Source organism: Paludibacter jiangxiensis (assembly GCF_001618385.1).
Classification (GTDB): Bacteria; Bacteroidota; Bacteroidia; order Bacteroidales; family Paludibacteraceae; genus Microbacter; species Microbacter jiangxiensis.
In genome coordinates this window covers 425,446-442,399 of the sequence record NZ_BDCR01000004.1, presented here as the reverse complement: position 1 = coordinate 442,399, position 16,954 = coordinate 425,446, and the positions used below count along the sequence as shown (strand labels likewise).

Sequence of the window (16,954 nt, the reverse complement as noted above, 5' to 3'; positions counted from 1 at the left end):
GAGAAGAAATTTGTAGATTTGGGGTTGGAAAATAGAAAAACAACGATAAATAGATATTGAAGCTTATTACGAAAAATGGAAACACAAGTTGAACCGAAAATCATTAGTCAAGAACGTCTTGTTCGGATGTTCAAAGATATTAAGCGATTAAATAGCGAAGACACTCGGTTTTGTTTTTTAATCGGAGCCGGAGCTTCAAAATCTTCCGGAATTAAAACAGGATGGGAACTTGCTGTTGAGTGGTATAAAGCTTTACAAGAAGATTTAACAGAGGACGAGTTATCGGATTGGAAAAATTCAATTGGATTTGACGAAGAAAATATTGGTGAGTTTTATCCTCATTTATACCAGAAACGCTATGAAGCGCAGGATCAATTAGGATACGATGAATTTAAAAAATTGATGGAAAACATTGATCCCGGTTTGGGCTATGTTATCCTATCTCAGATTTTGGTGAATGAAAAACATAATTTTGTTATTACCACCAATTTCGACTATTTAGTGGAAGATGCTGTCCGCATGTTTACTGCTCAAAAACCTTTTATTGCAGGGCATGAAACATTAGCTGAGTTTATTTCATCCAACACCGAAAGACCAACTATTATCAAAGTACATAGAGATTTGTTCTTGCATCCAATTAATGATGAAGAAGGTACAAATTGCCTTAAACAAGAATGGGAAAAAGCTTTGGCGCCTATTGTAAACCGGTTTCATCTTCTTGTTATCGGATACGGCGGAAATGATGGCAGTTTGATGCAATACTTAAAAAAAATTCCTGTTGAAAACAGGAAAAGTATATATTGGTGTGTTTTAAAAGATCATGCAGAACTAAACACTAAAACAAAAGAGTTACTTACGAATAAGGATTTTATTGTTCACATAGAAGGGTTCGATCAATTGATGTATGCTTTCAATACAGCTTTAGGGTATGATATATTCTCAAAGCTTGATAAACCGGAGACTCATCCTTTTGTGGAAGCCGCCAAAGGTAGGCTGGCAGAATTAGACAACAAACTAAAGGGTCTGTTAGCATCTATCCAACAAACTAATAAGCCGATATCCGATGCAACAAAAGAACTTTTTACGGGCTCAAATAAATATTTATATGATGCGTATATAGAAAAAGATATTGACCGGCAAATAAAAATATATCAGGAAGGGATTACTAAATATCCTGATAACACCAATTTATTAGGAAATTATGCCCTTTTCTTGCATAATCTCCGAAAGGACTATGACAGCGCCGAAGTGTATTATAAAAAGGCAATAGAGGCCAACCCAAAACATGCAAATAACCTAGGAAACTATGCTCATTTTTTGATTTTAGAAAAAAAAGATTTTGAAACTGCTGAAAAGTATATCAATCAAGTCTTTGAAATGGATGATAATCAAAATATTGGTTTATTGTCCGAATTATGGTTTTATCGTTTTGCTCATTATCCTCAATGGTACGAGAAGGCTGAAAAGCAATTGGAAGAGTTAATTGGGAAAGGGGCAAAATCAATTGGTTGGAATTTGCAGGATCATGTAACTATTGCCGAGCAACAAGGTCATCCAAAGCTTGATAAGCTGAAAGAATTTGCTCGAAAAATAACTACTTAATTAAAGATGACTGGCACTTGTTCTTTCTTTCAATCATGGCTAAAGCCAATCTGCAAAGCTACGTTTTCAGCCCCGCCCTGAAGGACGGGGTTATGATGACCGCCAGAGATAGAGCGGGTCTGTATGAAGGCACTTACCGTTGCACCGAAACCAGAAACGGCTGGAATAAGCAGAGAATTATAACTCCGTCCTTTAGGGCGGAGATAATACCATGAGTAAACAAATGGGGCTTTAGCCCTGAAAAAAAGAAATATGGCCTACGCAAAAGTATTGATTCATGCCGTTTGGGGTACCAAAAATAGAGAAAGCGCTATTGCTCAACACCTCCGGACTGAAATTTTGTCGCATATCAAGGAGAATGCTGGAATCAAAGAGATTTTCATTGATACGCTCAATTCGCAACCAGATCATATTCACTGCCTGTTTTATCTCAATGCAGACATGTCGGTTGCCAAAGCCATTAATTTGATAAAAGGAGAATCATCCTTTTGGATTAACAAACAGAAGTTGCTAAAACCAAAGTTTGAATGGGCTGACGAATACTTTGCCGCTTCAGTCAGTGAATCCCAGAAAGATAAAGTGCGGGCATACATTCTCAATCAGGATGAACATCACCGAAAACTCTCATTTACGGAAGAGTATAATAAGTTCTTGGAGAGTTATGGGTATACTCCTCAAGGCTAAAGCCAATCGGCGTAGCATCGTCTGGATCCCCGCCCTGAAGGACGGGGTTATGATAACAACAGAGAGTAAAATTCTAGATTTATAATTGATTACAGCATTTTCTTAAAGGATATAGTGATGGAAATCACGGACAGCATAAGTTAATCTGTTATCCTTGAAGTTTATTAAGCAACACTCACCTTAGTTGCAAAGTCATCCAAAAGATAGTATAAGCCGAAGATAATAACTCCGTCCTTTAGGGCGGAGGCTGCAGCAAGACAAGACGTACCGGGCTTTAGCCCTGAAAGAAAAGATACAACTAACTGCAGCCAGATTAAAGCCCCTTCAGGCTTACAGTACTGACATCGTAGATCGTCAGTGGGTTTGGGTTAGCAAGAATCACATCTTCATTTTCTATAGCCCCGCAGTACAACTTCCTTCCGAAAATCTTACCTTTACAAAGTATTTGATCAGATATTCAGCCTATGCAACCTACAATCGACAGCACCCGTTTCGGAGAGATTACCATTGAAGGAAAAACCTATACGCACGACGTGGTGATCGGTTTGGATGGAACGGTAAGAAACCGCAACAAACGCTTGTCGAGTGCACAATACGGCACTTCTCACATTCTGTCGCTGGACGAAGCGCATGATGTATACGCTGCCGGAGCAGCATTGTTGATTGTCGGTACCGGACAGACCGGATACGTTGAACTATCAGACACAGCAAACGAATATTTCAAGCAACACGGATGTCACGTGCTGCTGTTACCCACACCCCAGGCTATAGAGACCTGGAATTCAGTTGAAGAAGCCGCCATCGGCTTGTTCCATGTCACCTGCTGACACCTCTCACCGGGCCTCTCCGGCCTTACATTGGTATATTGTCTACATTCTAAATCAGATTATTATGCCAGTTGCCAAATTAGTTGAGTTTCTCAACGCCAATAACATCAAATTTGTCTCCATTCGCCATTCGAAAGCTTACACGGCCAACGAAATTGCCCATTCTGCACATATCCATGGACAGGAACTGGCAAAAACGGTTGTGATACGGGTAAACGGAAAAATGGCATTGGCTGTGCTTCCGGCTTCCGGACGAGTTCATCCCGACATGCTGAAAGAAGCCATCGGAGCAGAAACGGTATCTGTTTGTAACGAACGCGAATTCTTAGACAAGTTCCCTGGCTGCGAGCTGGGCGCCATGCCGCCTTTCGGAAACCTCTACGGAATGGATGTTTATGTCTCGACTGCTCTGACGGAAGATAAAGAGATTGCCTTTAATGCGGGAACTCTTACCGAACTCATCAGACTGTCATACAAAGATTTTGAGGATTTAGTTAAACCTAAAATTGTACGTTTTTGAAGGGCTGCATTGCGAATGATAATGCGTATTCTTTTTACAATAACCAGAGAGGTGACAACACTATTGCGCTTCTCTGGTTTGTTTATTTAATACGGAATTTTACCGAAATAGATAATAGTGTTAAAAATATCCTTAAAAGCGAATAAATATTAGAATTTGAATTATCTTTGATCTTTCTTTTCACTGGAACGCCAGCAAATATTTGTCTTTCTACATTGTTAATACCGTACTAACAAAATCTAAAGGGTTAAATGCTTGATTTTCTAACGTGTTTAAGTGCATGTGATTAGTTGTAACTCTTAAGTAGATTTGTTTTGTATGATATTCCGACTTTTAATTATAATTTCTTTCTTATTTCATGTTTCCGCTTTATCTGCCATTGTACCGACAACAGATAAAATCAGCCTGAGTGGAACCATCAAAGACCATGCAAATGGAGAAGCTTTGATAGGTGTCACTGTGAATATTTGCGAACTGAGAACCGGGGCTGCTACAAATCAGTCGGGCTTCTATTCCATCAACATACCCAAAGGTAAATATACCATTGAAGTCTCATATCTGGGCTATCAAACGCAGATTTTACATATAGACCTGACGACGTCGAAAAAACTGGATCTGGAAATGCAAATAGCCACTAAAGAGATGAAAGAGGTGGTCATTTCTTCTAAAAATTCAGATCTGATAGAATCGACTACCATGAGCAAACAGCAGGTATCCATTAATACAATGCGTAAAATGCCGGCACTCATGGGTGAAGTAGACTTACTAAAGGTGGTTCAGTTATTGCCCGGAGTAGTATCGGCAGGAGAGGGGTCATCCAGTTTCAGTGTTCGTGGAGGTGGTGTTGATCAGAATTTAATCCTATTAGATGATGCGCCCATTTTTAATGCATCTCACATGATGGGTTTCTTTTCGGTTTTCAATAATGATGCTATCCGGAATATGACTCTGTACAAAGGAGATATACCTGCTTCGTATGGCGGGCGCTTGTCTTCACTGCTGAAGGTACAAACAAAAGATGGCAATTCGAAGAAATTATCTGGTAGTGGAGGTATTGGTTTAATATCCAGCAGGTTGACATTGGATGGACCTCTTGATTCAGATAAAACCACATTCATCGTATCAGGAAGGCGTACTTATGCCGATATGTTCCTGAAAATGTCGCATAATGCCGATATAAAAGATAATGAATTGTATTTCTATGATTTAAATGCCAAGATCAATCATAAATTTGATAAAAACAACCGCGTTTTTATTTCTGCCTATTTGGGTAATGACTTTTTCAATAATAGTAATTTGGGGTTCAGCTTTGGAAATGCCGCTGTTACGGCACGATGGAATCACCTGTTTTCACAAAAGCTATTCAGTAATATCTCTTTGAATTATAGTCGCTTTAGATACAACCTTCAATCGAAATATAGTACAGATAATAATTTTGACTGGCAATATGCCATGCGGGATTTCAATCTCAGAAGTGATTTTACGTATGTTAGCAATCCTCGCCATACCCTGAAATTTGGCTATACCGGTATATATCATATACTTCACCCGGGTAAAATTACCTCAGAAAATAAAGCTGTGGGATCGACTGCCCTTCTCTTACCCAATGTGTATGCTATCGAAAATTCGCTGTACATTACCGATGAGTATAAACTTTCGGAACGCGTATTGATAAAAGCAGGTTTGCGTTCCACCTGTTTTGCGGATATTGGAAAGGGAACAGTCTACAATTATGACTCAAATTACAATGCGATAGACTCGACTGTTTATAAGTCGGGACAAATTATAAAGGCTTTTCTTCGCGTTTCTCCACGCTTGGGCATTAATTATTTTATTGACGACAATTCGTCTTTCAAAGCCAGTTATGCCCGTACCAATCAATATTTACAAATGGCATCCAATTCTACGGCCGGAACACCACTTGATTTGTGGTTTACCTCCGGAAAAAACGTTCAACCACAAGGATGTCATCAGTTTGCTATCGGTTATTTTCGGAGTTTATTCACCAATACTATTGAAACGTCGGTTGAATTGTTTTATAAACGCATGCATCATACCATTGATTTCAAGGATCACGCACGATTAATTATGAATCAAGAACTCGACGGGGAATTGCGTTTTGGTAATTCGTATGCTTATGGTGCAGAATTTCAGCTGCAAAAGACGAAAGGGAAACTTACAGGTTGGATTAGTTATACTTATTCTCATGCCCAATGCACTATTAATGGAGTAAATGACAATCAACCATACAGATCGCCATTTGATCGTCCTAATACGATTTATATAGTAGGAAATTACGAATTGCAAAAAGGTTTGTATTTTGGATCTACGTTTGTTTATGCAACAGGGTTACCAATTACGTATCCGGTTGGCCGGATGGAATTAGGAGGGGTAATTCTGCCTGTTTATTCTAAACGCAATGCATATCGTATGCCTGACTATCACAGGATGGATGTCTCTCTTACATGGGTACCCCGGAGCATTAAAAAACGGAAATGGAAGAGTGAGTGGAATTTTTCTTTGTACAATGTTTATGGACATAAAAATGCATGGGCAATCAACTTTGTTCAGGACCAAAACGATCCGTACATAACTAAAGCTAAAATGACCTACCTCTTTACAGCTATTCCCTCAATAACTTATAATTTTAAATTTTAAACAGAAGAAAAAATTTGTTGCTCTGCAACACCAAAATGGAGTTGTATGTTATAATTAAATCACTAATAATCAGTTGTTCTAAACATGAAACCACAATTATACCTCTATGCAATTTTTATGGCAATAGCGTTTGTGTCCTGTACAACAGATTTCAATGTCAACCTTGATTCTATCCCGGTAGAACTTGTCGTAGACGGCGCTATTAGTACCGACACCACGGAGCATGTGGTGCGTCTTAAAAAGACAGGCAATTATTTTTGTGACCAGCCAGTCAGTGTAGTTTCAGGTGCATCGGTCACTCTCAGTGATGGCATTACATCCATAACGTTACACGAAGATGCACAGGAAAAGGGGGCATATAAAACACCATCGAATTATTTTGGTGTGGCTGGACGTACTTATACTTTAACTATAAGTGATATAGATGTAAATGAAGATGACATCAAAGAAACATATACAGCTACAAGTACGCTTAATGCAGTTCCTCCGCTCAAAAAGATACAGGTGGAAAAGCAAGTCCTTCTTTATGAAAATGTGTGGGCTGTAAATGCTTGGATGAAAGATCCATCAGGAGTATCTAACTATTATCTGACCAAAGCTTATAAAAATAAAACATGTATCTCGGATACAATTACAGAATGGGGATTAATTAGCGATGCTTTGTTTGACGGGATGGAAGTGAGCGGCAAAACCATGTTATATATTCGTTCTGAAAATAAAGCGGAAAAAATTCATTCCGGCGATCGGGTAATGTTGGAAACATGCAGTATCTCACAGGATTATTATAATTTTATAGGAGAAGTAAAAAATGAATCCCGTGGCCATAATCCTCTGTTAGGAGGTCAGCCGGCCAATATCAGGACAAATATCATACAGACTTTCCCGAAAAACGCGATAAATAATCCCAGAGGTTATTTTGCCGCATATGCTATTTCCAGAGCTGAAACAATTTTCAAATAGTTGAATTACAATTATGAGAATAGAACATTTACCAAAGGATAATGCCGCACGAATAAGCCCGATCGTCTCCAGAAACAGTGCAATTAAGCTCTTGAAACAATTCAACAGGGAGGAGTTTCATATTCAACACGCTGAAACTGTAGAAGCTACCATGCGTTATTTTGCTCGAATCTTAGGCTATACACAAGAACAGGAATTTTGGGGATTGGTTGGCTTGTTACACGATCTGGATTTTGAGCAATTCCCGGATGAACATTGTATTAAAATTCAGGAAATTATGGAGGCAGAGAATATTGATCCTGAGATTGAACGGGCGGTGGTTTCTCATGGTTATGGTCACAGAGTAAATGTCAAGCCGGAACATGAAATGGAAAAAGTGCTGTATGCGATAGACGAACTGACAGGTCTGATTGGTGCGGCAATACTTATGCGGCCAAGCAAAAGCACACTGGATCTGACAGTTTCTTCGCTTAAAAAGAAGTTCAAAGACAAGAAGTTTGCGGCCGGATGTTCGCGGGATGTCATTCAACAAGGAGCTGAGATGCTTGGATGGGAATTTGATTACCTGATAGATGAGACCATTAAAGCAATGCAGGAAAAGGAACTGGCTGACAAATCCAGATAAGAATCCCGACCAGATGCAAAACAACAGACAACGGCTTATAGTTTGATAATGAAACGCTATAAGCCGTTTCGTTTTTTTTACCTTCTCATACCTGAAAATATAGTACCTTTGCATTGTTTTTAGTGAAGGTCTTACTGGAAGCAATTTAATTCAGATCAAACAATTATGGACGAAATATTTCCTTTGGTAGATGAGCAGGGAAACGTAATCGGAAAAGCTACCCGAAAAGAATGTCACGGGGGAACGTTTTGGTTGCATCCGGTGGTACATCTCCATATTTTCAACAGTAAGGGTGAACTCTTTCTTCAAAAACGAGCAATGACCAAGGATACACAACCCGGTAAATGGGATACGGCGGTCGGTGGTCATGTGGATTACGGAGAAAACGTGGAAACTGCTTTAAATCGTGAAGCATTTGAAGAATTGGGAGTTACGGGGTTTACTTCGAGTTTTGTTTCTCGTTATGTTTGGCAATCGGCGGTAGAAAAAGAATTGGTAAATGCATTCCGAACCGTTTACGACGGTAAATTCAAGCTCGACTACAACGAGCTGGATGAAGGTCGTTTCTGGAGTATTGACGAAATCAAATCCTCATTAGGTAAAGGAATTTTCACCCCTAATTTTGAACATGATTTCATGTTGGTAATGAAGTCATTGAATAAGGAGTTATAATGCAAAGAGTCATATCTTGTATTCGTCTGGCTTTGCCGAAAGCCACTCATACCATCGTTTGGCTGCTAAAATTAATGCTGCCGGTGGCTTTGTTGGTCAGTTTTTTGCAATATTGGGGTGTAATGGACTGGATGGCACAATATTTATCTCCTGTATTTACACATATTGGCTTGCCCGGGGCTTCCGCTATTGTCTTTATTACCAGCCTGTTTTTGCCTCTCTATTCGGTTTTGGCTGTTATTGCAACCATGACACTGGGAATGCGAGAGATAACGATTCTGGCCATTATGTGCCTTATATCGCATAGTTTGATAATTGAAACTGCCGTACAAAAACGAACTGGTTCCTCTGTATTGAACATGCTGGTAGTGCGCATTGGAATGAGTTTTACGGCTGCTCTATTGCTAAACTGGCTTTTGCCAACAACAGGATTTTCTGTATCGCATTCTACCGAACAGGCAACCCATCTTTCTTCTGTCACGGATGTTTTGCTTCTCTGGGCTAAAAGTTCCATGATATTGATTATTAAGGTTTCCCTAATTCTTTATGGGCTATTTATTCTACAAAACCTGCTCAACGAATTTAAGTGGCTTGATAAAATATCAAATTTCTTCGCGCCACTCATGAAGTTTTTCGGACTCTCAAGGGAAGTTTCATTCCTGTGGTTTGTTGCACAAACACTCGGACTGGCATACGGATCGGCTGTGGTGATCGAACAGGTGGAAAAAGGTATCGTAAACAAGAGGGATGCCAATATGCTCAACTATCATATTGCCGTCAATCACTCGTTACTGGAAGATACGTTACTGTTTGTTTCTATTGGTGTATCGATGTTTTGGATCGTAGTTCCCCGCATCGGACTGGCTTTTCTGGTCGTTTGGGGAATTCATGCTATACGAAGAATTATACCGTCGGTAAAATTGTAATTATCTCCATTAGAGAAGTGTTTTTTGATAGAGTTATTTTAATTTATAAATTGCACATAACATGCTAAGAAATATATTATTGGGACTTGTTATATCAGTAACTACTTTATGTGTTGCACAAAAACAACCCACCACGCCTCCGAACTATAATTCGCTAAGAAGAATTATTGTTGATGAAAAGTCTGACTGTTATTATCCGAAACTAATGCAGCGTTTTCTGGCAAATGATACCACCATGACGATGGAGCAGGTACGTTCGCTGTATTATGGTTATACGTTGCAAAAAGAATACAAGCCTTACTATCACAATACAAAAGATTCGTTGTTGTTTTCGTACGCCCGAAAGGTAAATAAGACAACTGCGGACTGCGATACCATTATTCGACTTACCAAACAATCATTAGCTGTATTTCCATTAGACTTGTATAAGCTCAATCAACTGGCTTATGCGTATCATATGACCGGCAGAAACGATTTAGCTCATCTTTACACGCTGAAAGCGAAACAAATAGCCGCAGCCATTTTTTCTACAGGAGATGGGAGAACGCAAATGACGCCATGGCATGTAATTTCGGTTTCGGATGAATATGAGCTGATTTATCTGCTGGGATTGTTTCCGGTCGACCAACGCTTTGTTTATAGTGATTGTGATTTTATCACTGTAGCAAAAAACAGAATAAACATTAGAGGATTCTATTTCAATATAAAAAGATTGATAGATGTAAACGGAGAAATGCCCTCTTCTAATTGAGCCAAACCTTTTATTCATACCTGAAAACCGCGCTGGAAGTATAAATTTAAGAATCAAATAAATAGTTTTAAGGCATGACACTTCAACCAGTTAACGATTTTACACAACAACATTCATATCCCGAGTTTTCACTTAAAGCTGTCTTTTTCGACATGGACGGCGTTCTTTTCGATTCAATGCCGGCACATGCCGAAGCCTGGGTCAGAGCTATCCGTAATATTGGAATGCCTTTTTCGCATTATGAGGCTTACATGCACGAAGGAAGAACCGGATCGGGAACCATTAACGGCATTTTTCAACGCGAACTGGGGCGTAATGCCACCAAGGAAGAGATGGATGCCATTTATCAACACAAAAGCGAAGAATTCAGAGATCTTAGTGAAACTATACCTATGCCTTTTGCCGACAATTTGCTGAATAAGATCAAAGCAAAAGGGTTGGATATTGTTTTGGTAACCGGCTCGGGACAGGCAAGTCTACTTGATAATCTGGAGGTTTACTATCCGGGAATTTTCAGTCAGGATAAAATGGTTACGGCTTTCGACGTAAAATATGGAAAGCCCAATCCTGAACCTTACCTGATGGGCTTACAAAAAGCTGGCGTAAAACCCTGGGAAGCTGTAGTTGTGGAGAACGCTCCCCTCGGAGTGCAATCTGCCAAAGGAGCTGGTATCTTTACCATAGCCATCAATACCGGTATTCTGGAAGACGATGTGCTGATTGATGCCGGTGCAAATATTGTACTGTCAGGCATGGAAGAACTTTACAATCAATGGGATTCATTGTTTAATTTTTAATTAGTTACAGCTGTGGATTTCAAAATTATATCGGAATATAAACCTACCGGCGACCAGCCTGAAGCAATCCGTCAGTTGGCCGAGGGGCTCAACCATGGGACAAAGTTTCAGACATTGCTGGGGGTGACCGGTTCCGGAAAAACCTTTACCATAGCCAATATGGTGCAGGAGGTGAACCGCCCGACACTGGTTTTGAGCCACAATAAGACTTTAGCAGCACAGCTTTACGGAGAGTTCAAGAGTTTCTTTCCAAATAACGCGGTAGAATATTTCGTATCTTACTACGATTACTACCAACCCGAGGCCTATCTTCCGACCAGCGACACCTATATTGAAAAAGACCTTTCAATAAATGATGAAATAGAGAAGCTAAGGCTTTCGGCGACTTCAGCTTTGTTGTCCGGGAGAAGAGATGTGCTGGTGGTTTCGTCCGTATCCTGTCTTTATGGTATCGGAAATCCGGAGGACTTTTACAGCAATACCATTCCAATTCACAAAGGGCAAACGATAGCCAGAAATGCGTTTCTCCGTTCTTTGGTGGATAGTTTGTATTCCAGAAACGAAATTGATTTCAATCGAGGTAATTTTCGGGTTAAAGGCGAAACGGTTGATATATTTCTTGCATATTCAGACGTTGCTTTAAGGGTTGTTTTCTGGGGTGATGAGATTGACGAAATTGAAACGATAGATCCGTTCAATGGCAATACCATCGAGATATTTGATCAATACCAAATCTATCCGGCCAATATCTTCGTTACGACGAAAGAACGCATCAATCGCGCTATAAACGAGATTCAGGACGATATGATGAAGCAGGTGGCTTTTTTCGAATCGGAAGGCAAGCCCTACGAAGCCAAAAGAATCCAGGAGAGAGTGACTTACGATCTTGAGATGATCCGCGAATTGGGTTATTGTTCCGGCATAGAGAACTATTCGCGTTATTTTGACGGGCGTGCTCCGGGTAGCCGGCCCTTCTGCCTTCTCGACTATTTTCCAAATGATTTTTTGATGGTAATTGACGAAAGCCACGTCACGGTACCACAGATCCGGGCGATGTATGGAGGCGATGCTTCACGTAAACAGAATCTGGTAGAATATGGATTTCGTTTACCGGCAGCTATGGACAACCGTCCGCTGAAATTTGAAGAATTTGAAACGCTGACACCGCAAGTAATATTCGTAAGCGCTACGCCGGCCGACTATGAATTGAAGCAGTCGGATGGGGTAGTGGTAGAGCAGGTGGTACGTCCTACCGGCCTTCTCGATCCCATTATTGACGTACGACCCAGTCTCAACCAGATAGATGACTTAATGGAGGAGATTGCACAGCGCACCGAAAAAGACGAACGGGTGCTTGTCACTACGCTTACCAAGCGAATGGCAGAAGAGCTCACTGACTATTTCATGAAAATGGGTATCCGCTGTAACTATATCCACTCCGACGTTGATACGCTGGAACGGGTGAAGATTATGGAAGATCTCCGTAACGGACTCTTTGATGTTCTTGTTGGTGTGAACCTGCTTCGTGAAGGGCTCGATTTACCCGAAGTGTCGCTGGTGGCTATCCTGGATGCAGACAAAGAAGGCTTCCTGCGCTCGCACCGATCACTCACGCAGACAGCCGGGCGTGCGGCTCGTAATCTGAACGGTCGTGTGATTATGTATGCCGATAAAATCACCGATAGCATGCGTCAGACTATTGACGAAACTGCTCGTCGCCGAGAGAAACAGTTGGCATATAACGAAGCCAACGGCATCACTCCAAAATCGATCCGCAAGGGTCACACATCCGTTTTAGGTAAACAGGCTGCCGAAAAAGCAGCAATGAAGGCTTATGTTGAACCGGAAAATGTGAATATAGCAGCCGATCCCGTGGTTCAGTACATGAGCCGTCCAGCCCTTGAAAAAGCCATCGAAAAGACCCGTAAAGCCATGCATGATGCCGCTAAAAAACTTGAATTCATTGAAGCTGCTCAATATCGCGACGAACTTATCAAGCTGGAAGAGTTGTTGAAAAATAAAAAATAATTCAGCACACGGAATACGCAGAAAAAACGGAATGGAACTAAAAGATTATCTGTCTAATCCGTGTATTTCGTTGCCGTATTTACTCCTGCTTTTGTAACGCCTTCAGATTTTCCAATGCAAATGGAGCATGTTGGTGAATGCCTCCAACAATAGAACAGCTTTCCAGTTCCGCACAATCAGCACAAGTATCGTACCCTTTTTCTTTCACGCAATTACGTACCTGACATTCATTGCAATGCACAAACTTAACGCCTTCTTCACGGCAGCCGGTGCAGTTAATGATCTCATACGGCATGTCAACACCAAATTGTTTTGACCACTCTTCCGCGGTTTGTTTTCTCAGTTCGTCATCGTTTAGTAAGGTCGCTTTACGCGCACCACAATCGGCACAATCAAGGCCACAGCAAGAAATCAGTGTGTTCATAAATATTATTTTGTTTGAGGGTAACTATCTGCTATGTTGAAGATAAATGAATATACTGACACTAATATTTTGCGCAAAATCGTAATAAAAAGCACTATATTTGAGGTATATTCTGTGTCTATGGAAACGAACTTTAGAAAATTGCGTAACCAGCAAAGCATTCCGGCTTTCAAAGATAAGCTATTTGCAATGTTCTTTGGATTAGTTGTGGGATTTTCTTTTCTGTATTCGTGTATTAATCTCAATACCGACGACTACCCTTGGGCTGAGTATTATACATTCCAATGTTCGAGACAGGCTCTGTTGAGCAAGATTAACATCTTCAAAGAACGAAATCCTGATTATCAATTGGTAGTAACCTTACAAAGCGGGCAAAAAGTGGAACTTAAAAACACTTACACAGCTCATTTTTGCCATATCTATTTTTATCTGAAGAACAGAAACGAAACCCTGCATTGTGTTATGAATATTAGCGATACGGCCCGAACTACTCAAATAGGACTTGAAGCGGTATCAAAGGGAATTGGTTTTAATCGCTGGCGCGAAATCAACACGAAAAAATTAACTCCAAAGGAGAATCAGGAGTTGAAGCGGATATTCGAAAATCAGATTCTTGATCAGCTCGGTCCGTGGAGCCGAAAGTAAGTATGCTTGCCACCGCTTTCTTTCGGAAGATTACCAATCCAAAATTGTTATCTTTGCATAATTATCAATAGAATAATTCCACAGCAGTTTATGATAACAATGTTTTTGTGCTTAGTACTTATTTTGATGCCTGTTACTGGCCTCTGGTTCTTATATCCTAAATTTACCAAGAATACACAACTACCGTTTATGCTGAAACTGGCAATTGGAGTTATTTTCTTTTCTATTGGACTCGTTGTGACATATGCCGCAATGTTACTGCAAATAACCTCTTTGAGTAGTCAAGGTATCAGTAATATGGGCGGCGTGAAAATGCTGATCCCAGTGGGGATTTTTACAAATCTGGTAGGCATTACTTATATCGTCTTTTTCAAAAAGAACTGATACAATTGCTTCCTCACTGCTTCTTTTTGGCAATGTTCTCGGCATACCGGAACGCTGTTATGCGGGCAATCAAGTCATAAGGAATTTCCTTGTTCAGGGGAAACCGGACAGTTCCGCGCCCGATTTTGAATTCTGATAATTCTTCTTTGAACCGTTCGATGCCAGACGAGGTAGGGTAGAATCCGATATGTGTTCTGTATCCTGCAAAATAAACCATCGGACCGTGAAGCTTGAACACCGGGATTTGATAGCTGATTCCTTCTTCCGCATCCGGCGCTACACCGCGAATCGTTTCCCGTACCTTTTGAAGCCTGATAGCTATTTCGTCCGGGAAACGTGCGATGTATTCGTCAATAGTTTTTGCGACAGATTCTTTATTCATTTATCGGGATAGAAAAACATTTCCAAAACACCCGTCGAAGGTTGTAAATCGTCCCATTTTTCAATATCGAATTCAAGGACTGCCACAGCCGCAGTAGGAAGATGCTGGTTAAAATTACCGGTAAGTTTGGCGATAATATAAGAAAGATTAGGGTTATGACCTACAATTAAAACGGTGTCGGCCAAAGGAACTTCTTCAATTAGCAACTGTTTTATGTCGGCAAAATTGTAATCTCCATAAAGGAATTCCTCTTTGATGAGCCTTTCTATGCCGTATTGTTCAGCAAAGACAGTAGCTGTTTCCACTGCTCTTTTTGCCGGACTGCAAATTACATCATTCGGTGTTATTTCTGTGCTATACAGCTGGTTGGCCATTTTAACAGCATCACTTTTTCCTCTTTCACAAAGAATACGATCAACATCCGGGATACCGGGTTGTAGAATTTCCGCTTTTGCATGACGGATAAGTATAAGCTTTTTCATAGTATAAATGTTTTTGAATTGATTGTTCTCATGTTTCTAAGGCAAATATATTCTTTTCTTGCAATAAACCCTGCGCATAAAGGATGTTTTATATCAGGTTTTTGAAAATAGAACGGAATTCCCTCTTTTGGCATTCATATTTATGACCATAGGGATGATGTGAAAAATAAATTTGGGACGCAAATTGGGTGGGGAGTTTTTAGCTGCGCAGGGAGACGATATTGTGTCAGGTTTATTCGATTTTGGGTACTGGAGTATCTGTAATCTTTTGGATAATTTATAGGCAGTTTTTTATAAAAAAGCCAACAACAAGCGCATGTAAACATAATTTATGTTATTTACGTGAATTTCAATTGCTTAATTTATTATATTTAACATAATTATGTATCATTAATAAATGATGAAATAAATAAATTCCATACATTTGCAAGACTAAAATATGTCAAAAAATCAATCTTCTTTGGCAATGCAGTGAGAAGTGTTGATTATGACCATTGATCCGTCTATTTAACTAACTGTAGATTAAATGAACAAAGTTAATAGACGGATTATTAAGAATATCTAAAGAGAAAACTATAATTATCTGTGAGAAAAGTAATTGCAGCTATATTCATCTGCGTTATTTTTTCCCATGTTCACTCTCAAACTAAAATCGGTGGCACAACAGGTCCTTCTGATGCCAATGCCTATTTAGAATTGGGGGATGCTGCTAATGGGAAAAAGGGTATGTTGTTACCCCGCGTCAACTTGAATCTAACGACATCGCCAGCTCCTTTAACATCGCATGTAAAGGGGATGTTAGTGTATAATAAAACCACGAATGGGACTAATTTGCCATATGTTTCCGAAGGTATTTATTATAACGATGGAACGCAATGGATTAAAATAATTGACATTTCTTCCACCTCTTCGCTTACTAATGCCGAAAACGGACTATCGAAAAGCGGTGCTAACACCGTACAGCTCGGTGGTTCTCTTATCAAGCCCACAACAATTACCGCTTCATCGGTTAATACTTTTTCCTTATCGGGTCTTCAACCGGGATCAAAATCAGACAGCCTGATTGTTTCCGATCCTTCGGGAGTATTGCGCAAAATTTCTTTCAACGAACTTATTCAAAACCTGAATGCCACCAACGGGCTGAGTTATGACCCCTCCACGCATACCATCTCATTTGGCGGGAACCTGACCCGTCCTACCACTATCAATACGGATGCTACCAATACATTATCCATTACCGGCCTGCAAACGGGCAGCGATGCCGATAATATTCTGGTGGCCGACCCTGCTACTGGTGTTGTCAAATCTGTATCAGCATCAAGCATGGCAAGCGGCCGGAAAGTAGCGGTTTATAAGGCAACAGATGGACAACTAAATTTTCCGACTCCTTATCCCATAAGCTCTGCCGATAAAATACAGGTGTACCGAAATGGTGCCGAAATAGACTTCAGCGCTACAGCAGGAGCATCCAGCATTATTTTAAAACCGGATGCTGTATTTGATAGCGGATGTTTTGCGGGAGATGAAATCAAAATTTATCAATGGAAATAAAAGGATCAATAATCTATATTTAATTTTCTAATTTAT

The 16,954-nt window shown here is 40.2% G+C and carries 18 protein-coding genes; 15 read left to right on the top strand and 3 right to left on the bottom strand.

Annotation, left to right across the window (positions count from 1 at the left end; all coding sequences use genetic code 11):
* Window positions 1-75 precede the first annotated feature (75 nt).
* The 12 genes from PJIAN_RS12000 to uvrB all read left to right on the top strand — a co-directional run bounded on the left by PJIAN_RS12000 (window position 76) and on the right by uvrB (window position 13,050).
* Window positions 76-1,602 carry a tetratricopeptide repeat protein gene (locus tag PJIAN_RS12000; protein ID WP_068705361.1) on the top strand — a complete coding sequence of 509 codons (1,527 nt, stop codon included), beginning with the start codon at window positions 76-78 and terminating at the stop codon, window positions 1,600-1,602.
* 252 nt (window positions 1,603-1,854) lie between these two features.
* Complete coding sequence (gene tnpA, locus PJIAN_RS11990) at window positions 1,855-2,286, top strand: IS200/IS605 family transposase (RefSeq protein ID WP_068705357.1); 432 nt, start codon at window positions 1,855-1,857, stop codon at window positions 2,284-2,286.
* A 464-nt stretch (window positions 2,287-2,750) separates the two neighbouring features.
* A complete protein-coding gene (locus PJIAN_RS11985) occupies window positions 2,751-3,113 on the top strand; it encodes an Mth938-like domain-containing protein (protein ID WP_068705355.1) in 363 nt (120 codons plus the stop codon).
* Window positions 3,114-3,177: 64 nt separating this feature from the next.
* Window positions 3,178-3,633: an aminoacyl-tRNA deacylase gene (locus PJIAN_RS11980; RefSeq protein ID WP_068705353.1), complete on the top strand. Its 456-nt coding sequence runs from the start codon at window positions 3,178-3,180 to the stop codon at window positions 3,631-3,633.
* A 318-nt stretch (window positions 3,634-3,951) separates the two neighbouring features.
* Window positions 3,952-6,291, top strand: coding sequence for a TonB-dependent receptor (locus tag PJIAN_RS11975; RefSeq protein WP_068705351.1), 2,340 nt, complete (start codon window positions 3,952-3,954; stop codon window positions 6,289-6,291).
* 84 nt (window positions 6,292-6,375) lie between these two features.
* Window positions 6,376-7,251 (top strand): DUF4249 domain-containing protein, encoded by an 876-nt coding sequence (locus PJIAN_RS11970; protein WP_084252404.1) that lies wholly within the window; start codon window positions 6,376-6,378, stop codon window positions 7,249-7,251.
* Between the two features lie 13 nt (window positions 7,252-7,264).
* A complete protein-coding gene (locus PJIAN_RS11965) occupies window positions 7,265-7,876 on the top strand; it encodes a hydrolase (RefSeq protein ID WP_068705346.1) in 612 nt (203 codons plus the stop codon).
* A 165-nt stretch (window positions 7,877-8,041) separates the two neighbouring features.
* A complete protein-coding gene (locus PJIAN_RS11960) occupies window positions 8,042-8,548 on the top strand; it encodes an NUDIX hydrolase (protein WP_068705344.1) in 507 nt (168 codons plus the stop codon).
* Entirely contained in the window at window positions 8,548-9,474 is a 927-nt protein-coding gene (locus PJIAN_RS11955) for a nucleoside recognition domain-containing protein (RefSeq protein WP_068705342.1), read from the top strand. Before PJIAN_RS11960 ends, PJIAN_RS11955 begins: the two co-directional genes overlap by 1 nt.
* Window positions 9,475-9,535: 61 nt before the next feature.
* Window positions 9,536-10,225 carry a DUF4919 domain-containing protein gene (locus PJIAN_RS11950; protein ID WP_084252403.1) on the top strand — a complete coding sequence of 230 codons (690 nt, stop codon included), beginning with the start codon at window positions 9,536-9,538 and terminating at the stop codon, window positions 10,223-10,225.
* A 74-nt stretch (window positions 10,226-10,299) separates the two neighbouring features.
* On the top strand, window positions 10,300-11,022 hold the full coding sequence (locus tag PJIAN_RS11945) for an inorganic diphosphatase (protein ID WP_068705338.1): 723 nt from the start codon (window positions 10,300-10,302) through the stop codon (window positions 11,020-11,022).
* Window positions 11,023-11,034: 12 nt separating this feature from the next.
* On the top strand, window positions 11,035-13,050 hold the full coding sequence (gene uvrB / locus PJIAN_RS11940) for an excinuclease ABC subunit UvrB (protein ID WP_068705336.1): 2,016 nt from the start codon (window positions 11,035-11,037) through the stop codon (window positions 13,048-13,050).
* 79 nt (window positions 13,051-13,129) lie between these two features.
* On the opposite strand, the gene PJIAN_RS11935 is transcribed toward uvrB, so the two are convergent.
* On the bottom strand, window positions 13,130-13,474 hold the full coding sequence (locus tag PJIAN_RS11935) for a DUF3795 domain-containing protein (protein WP_068705334.1): 345 nt from the start codon (window positions 13,472-13,474) through the stop codon (window positions 13,130-13,132).
* A gap of 120 nt (window positions 13,475-13,594) precedes the next feature.
* On the opposite strand from PJIAN_RS11935, the gene PJIAN_RS11930 reads away from it, so the two are divergent.
* Together PJIAN_RS11930 and PJIAN_RS11925 are read left to right on the top strand one after the other, a co-directional pair.
* Window positions 13,595-14,119: a hypothetical protein gene (locus tag PJIAN_RS11930; protein WP_153802561.1), complete on the top strand. Its 525-nt coding sequence runs from the start codon at window positions 13,595-13,597 to the stop codon at window positions 14,117-14,119.
* 189 nt (window positions 14,120-14,308) lie between these two features.
* Window positions 14,309-14,503: a hypothetical protein gene (locus PJIAN_RS11925; RefSeq protein ID WP_153802560.1), complete on the top strand. Its 195-nt coding sequence runs from the start codon at window positions 14,309-14,311 to the stop codon at window positions 14,501-14,503.
* Between the two features lie 13 nt (window positions 14,504-14,516).
* On the opposite strand, the gene PJIAN_RS11920 is transcribed toward PJIAN_RS11925, so the two are convergent.
* Both PJIAN_RS11920 and PJIAN_RS11915 read right to left on the bottom strand, forming a co-directional pair.
* Window positions 14,517-14,885 carry an iron chaperone gene (locus PJIAN_RS11920; RefSeq protein ID WP_068705330.1) on the bottom strand — a complete coding sequence of 123 codons (369 nt, stop codon included), beginning with the start codon at window positions 14,883-14,885 and terminating at the stop codon, window positions 14,517-14,519.
* A complete protein-coding gene (locus PJIAN_RS11915; RefSeq protein WP_068705328.1) occupies window positions 14,882-15,367 on the bottom strand; it encodes a SixA phosphatase family protein in 486 nt (161 codons plus the stop codon). The genes PJIAN_RS11920 and PJIAN_RS11915 overlap by 4 nt, the downstream gene beginning before the upstream one ends.
* Window positions 15,368-15,952: 585 nt before the next feature.
* On the opposite strand from PJIAN_RS11915, the gene PJIAN_RS11910 reads away from it, so the two are divergent.
* A complete protein-coding gene (locus PJIAN_RS11910; RefSeq protein WP_068705326.1) occupies window positions 15,953-16,918 on the top strand; it encodes a phage tail-like protein in 966 nt (321 codons plus the stop codon).
* The last annotated feature ends 36 nt before the right edge of the window (window positions 16,919-16,954 follow it).

Coding starts and splice junctions, on each gene's coding strand:
- PJIAN_RS12000 (WP_068705361.1), top strand. CDS start 76: ATGGAAACACAAGTTGAACCGAAAATCATTAGTCAAGAACGTCTTGTT.
- tnpA (WP_068705357.1), top strand. CDS start 1,855: ATGGCCTACGCAAAAGTATTGATTCATGCCGTTTGGGGTACCAAAAAT.
- PJIAN_RS11985 (WP_068705355.1), top strand. CDS start 2,751: ATGCAACCTACAATCGACAGCACCCGTTTCGGAGAGATTACCATTGAA.
- PJIAN_RS11980 (WP_068705353.1), top strand. CDS start 3,178: ATGCCAGTTGCCAAATTAGTTGAGTTTCTCAACGCCAATAACATCAAA.
- PJIAN_RS11975 (WP_068705351.1), top strand. CDS start 3,952: ATGATATTCCGACTTTTAATTATAATTTCTTTCTTATTTCATGTTTCC.
- PJIAN_RS11970 (WP_084252404.1), top strand. CDS start 6,376: ATGAAACCACAATTATACCTCTATGCAATTTTTATGGCAATAGCGTTT.
- PJIAN_RS11965 (WP_068705346.1), top strand. CDS start 7,265: ATGAGAATAGAACATTTACCAAAGGATAATGCCGCACGAATAAGCCCG.
- PJIAN_RS11960 (WP_068705344.1), top strand. CDS start 8,042: ATGGACGAAATATTTCCTTTGGTAGATGAGCAGGGAAACGTAATCGGA.
- PJIAN_RS11955 (WP_068705342.1), top strand. CDS start 8,548: ATGCAAAGAGTCATATCTTGTATTCGTCTGGCTTTGCCGAAAGCCACT.
- PJIAN_RS11950 (WP_084252403.1), top strand. CDS start 9,536: ATGCTAAGAAATATATTATTGGGACTTGTTATATCAGTAACTACTTTA.
- PJIAN_RS11945 (WP_068705338.1), top strand. CDS start 10,300: ATGACACTTCAACCAGTTAACGATTTTACACAACAACATTCATATCCC.
- PJIAN_RS11935 (WP_068705334.1), bottom strand. CDS start 13,474: ATGAACACACTGATTTCTTGCTGTGGCCTTGATTGTGCCGATTGTGGT.
- PJIAN_RS11930 (WP_153802561.1), top strand. CDS start 13,595: ATGGAAACGAACTTTAGAAAATTGCGTAACCAGCAAAGCATTCCGGCT.
- PJIAN_RS11925 (WP_153802560.1), top strand. CDS start 14,309: ATGCTGAAACTGGCAATTGGAGTTATTTTCTTTTCTATTGGACTCGTT.
- PJIAN_RS11920 (WP_068705330.1), bottom strand. CDS start 14,885: ATGAATAAAGAATCTGTCGCAAAAACTATTGACGAATACATCGCACGT.
- PJIAN_RS11915 (WP_068705328.1), bottom strand. CDS start 15,367: ATGAAAAAGCTTATACTTATCCGTCATGCAAAAGCGGAAATTCTACAA.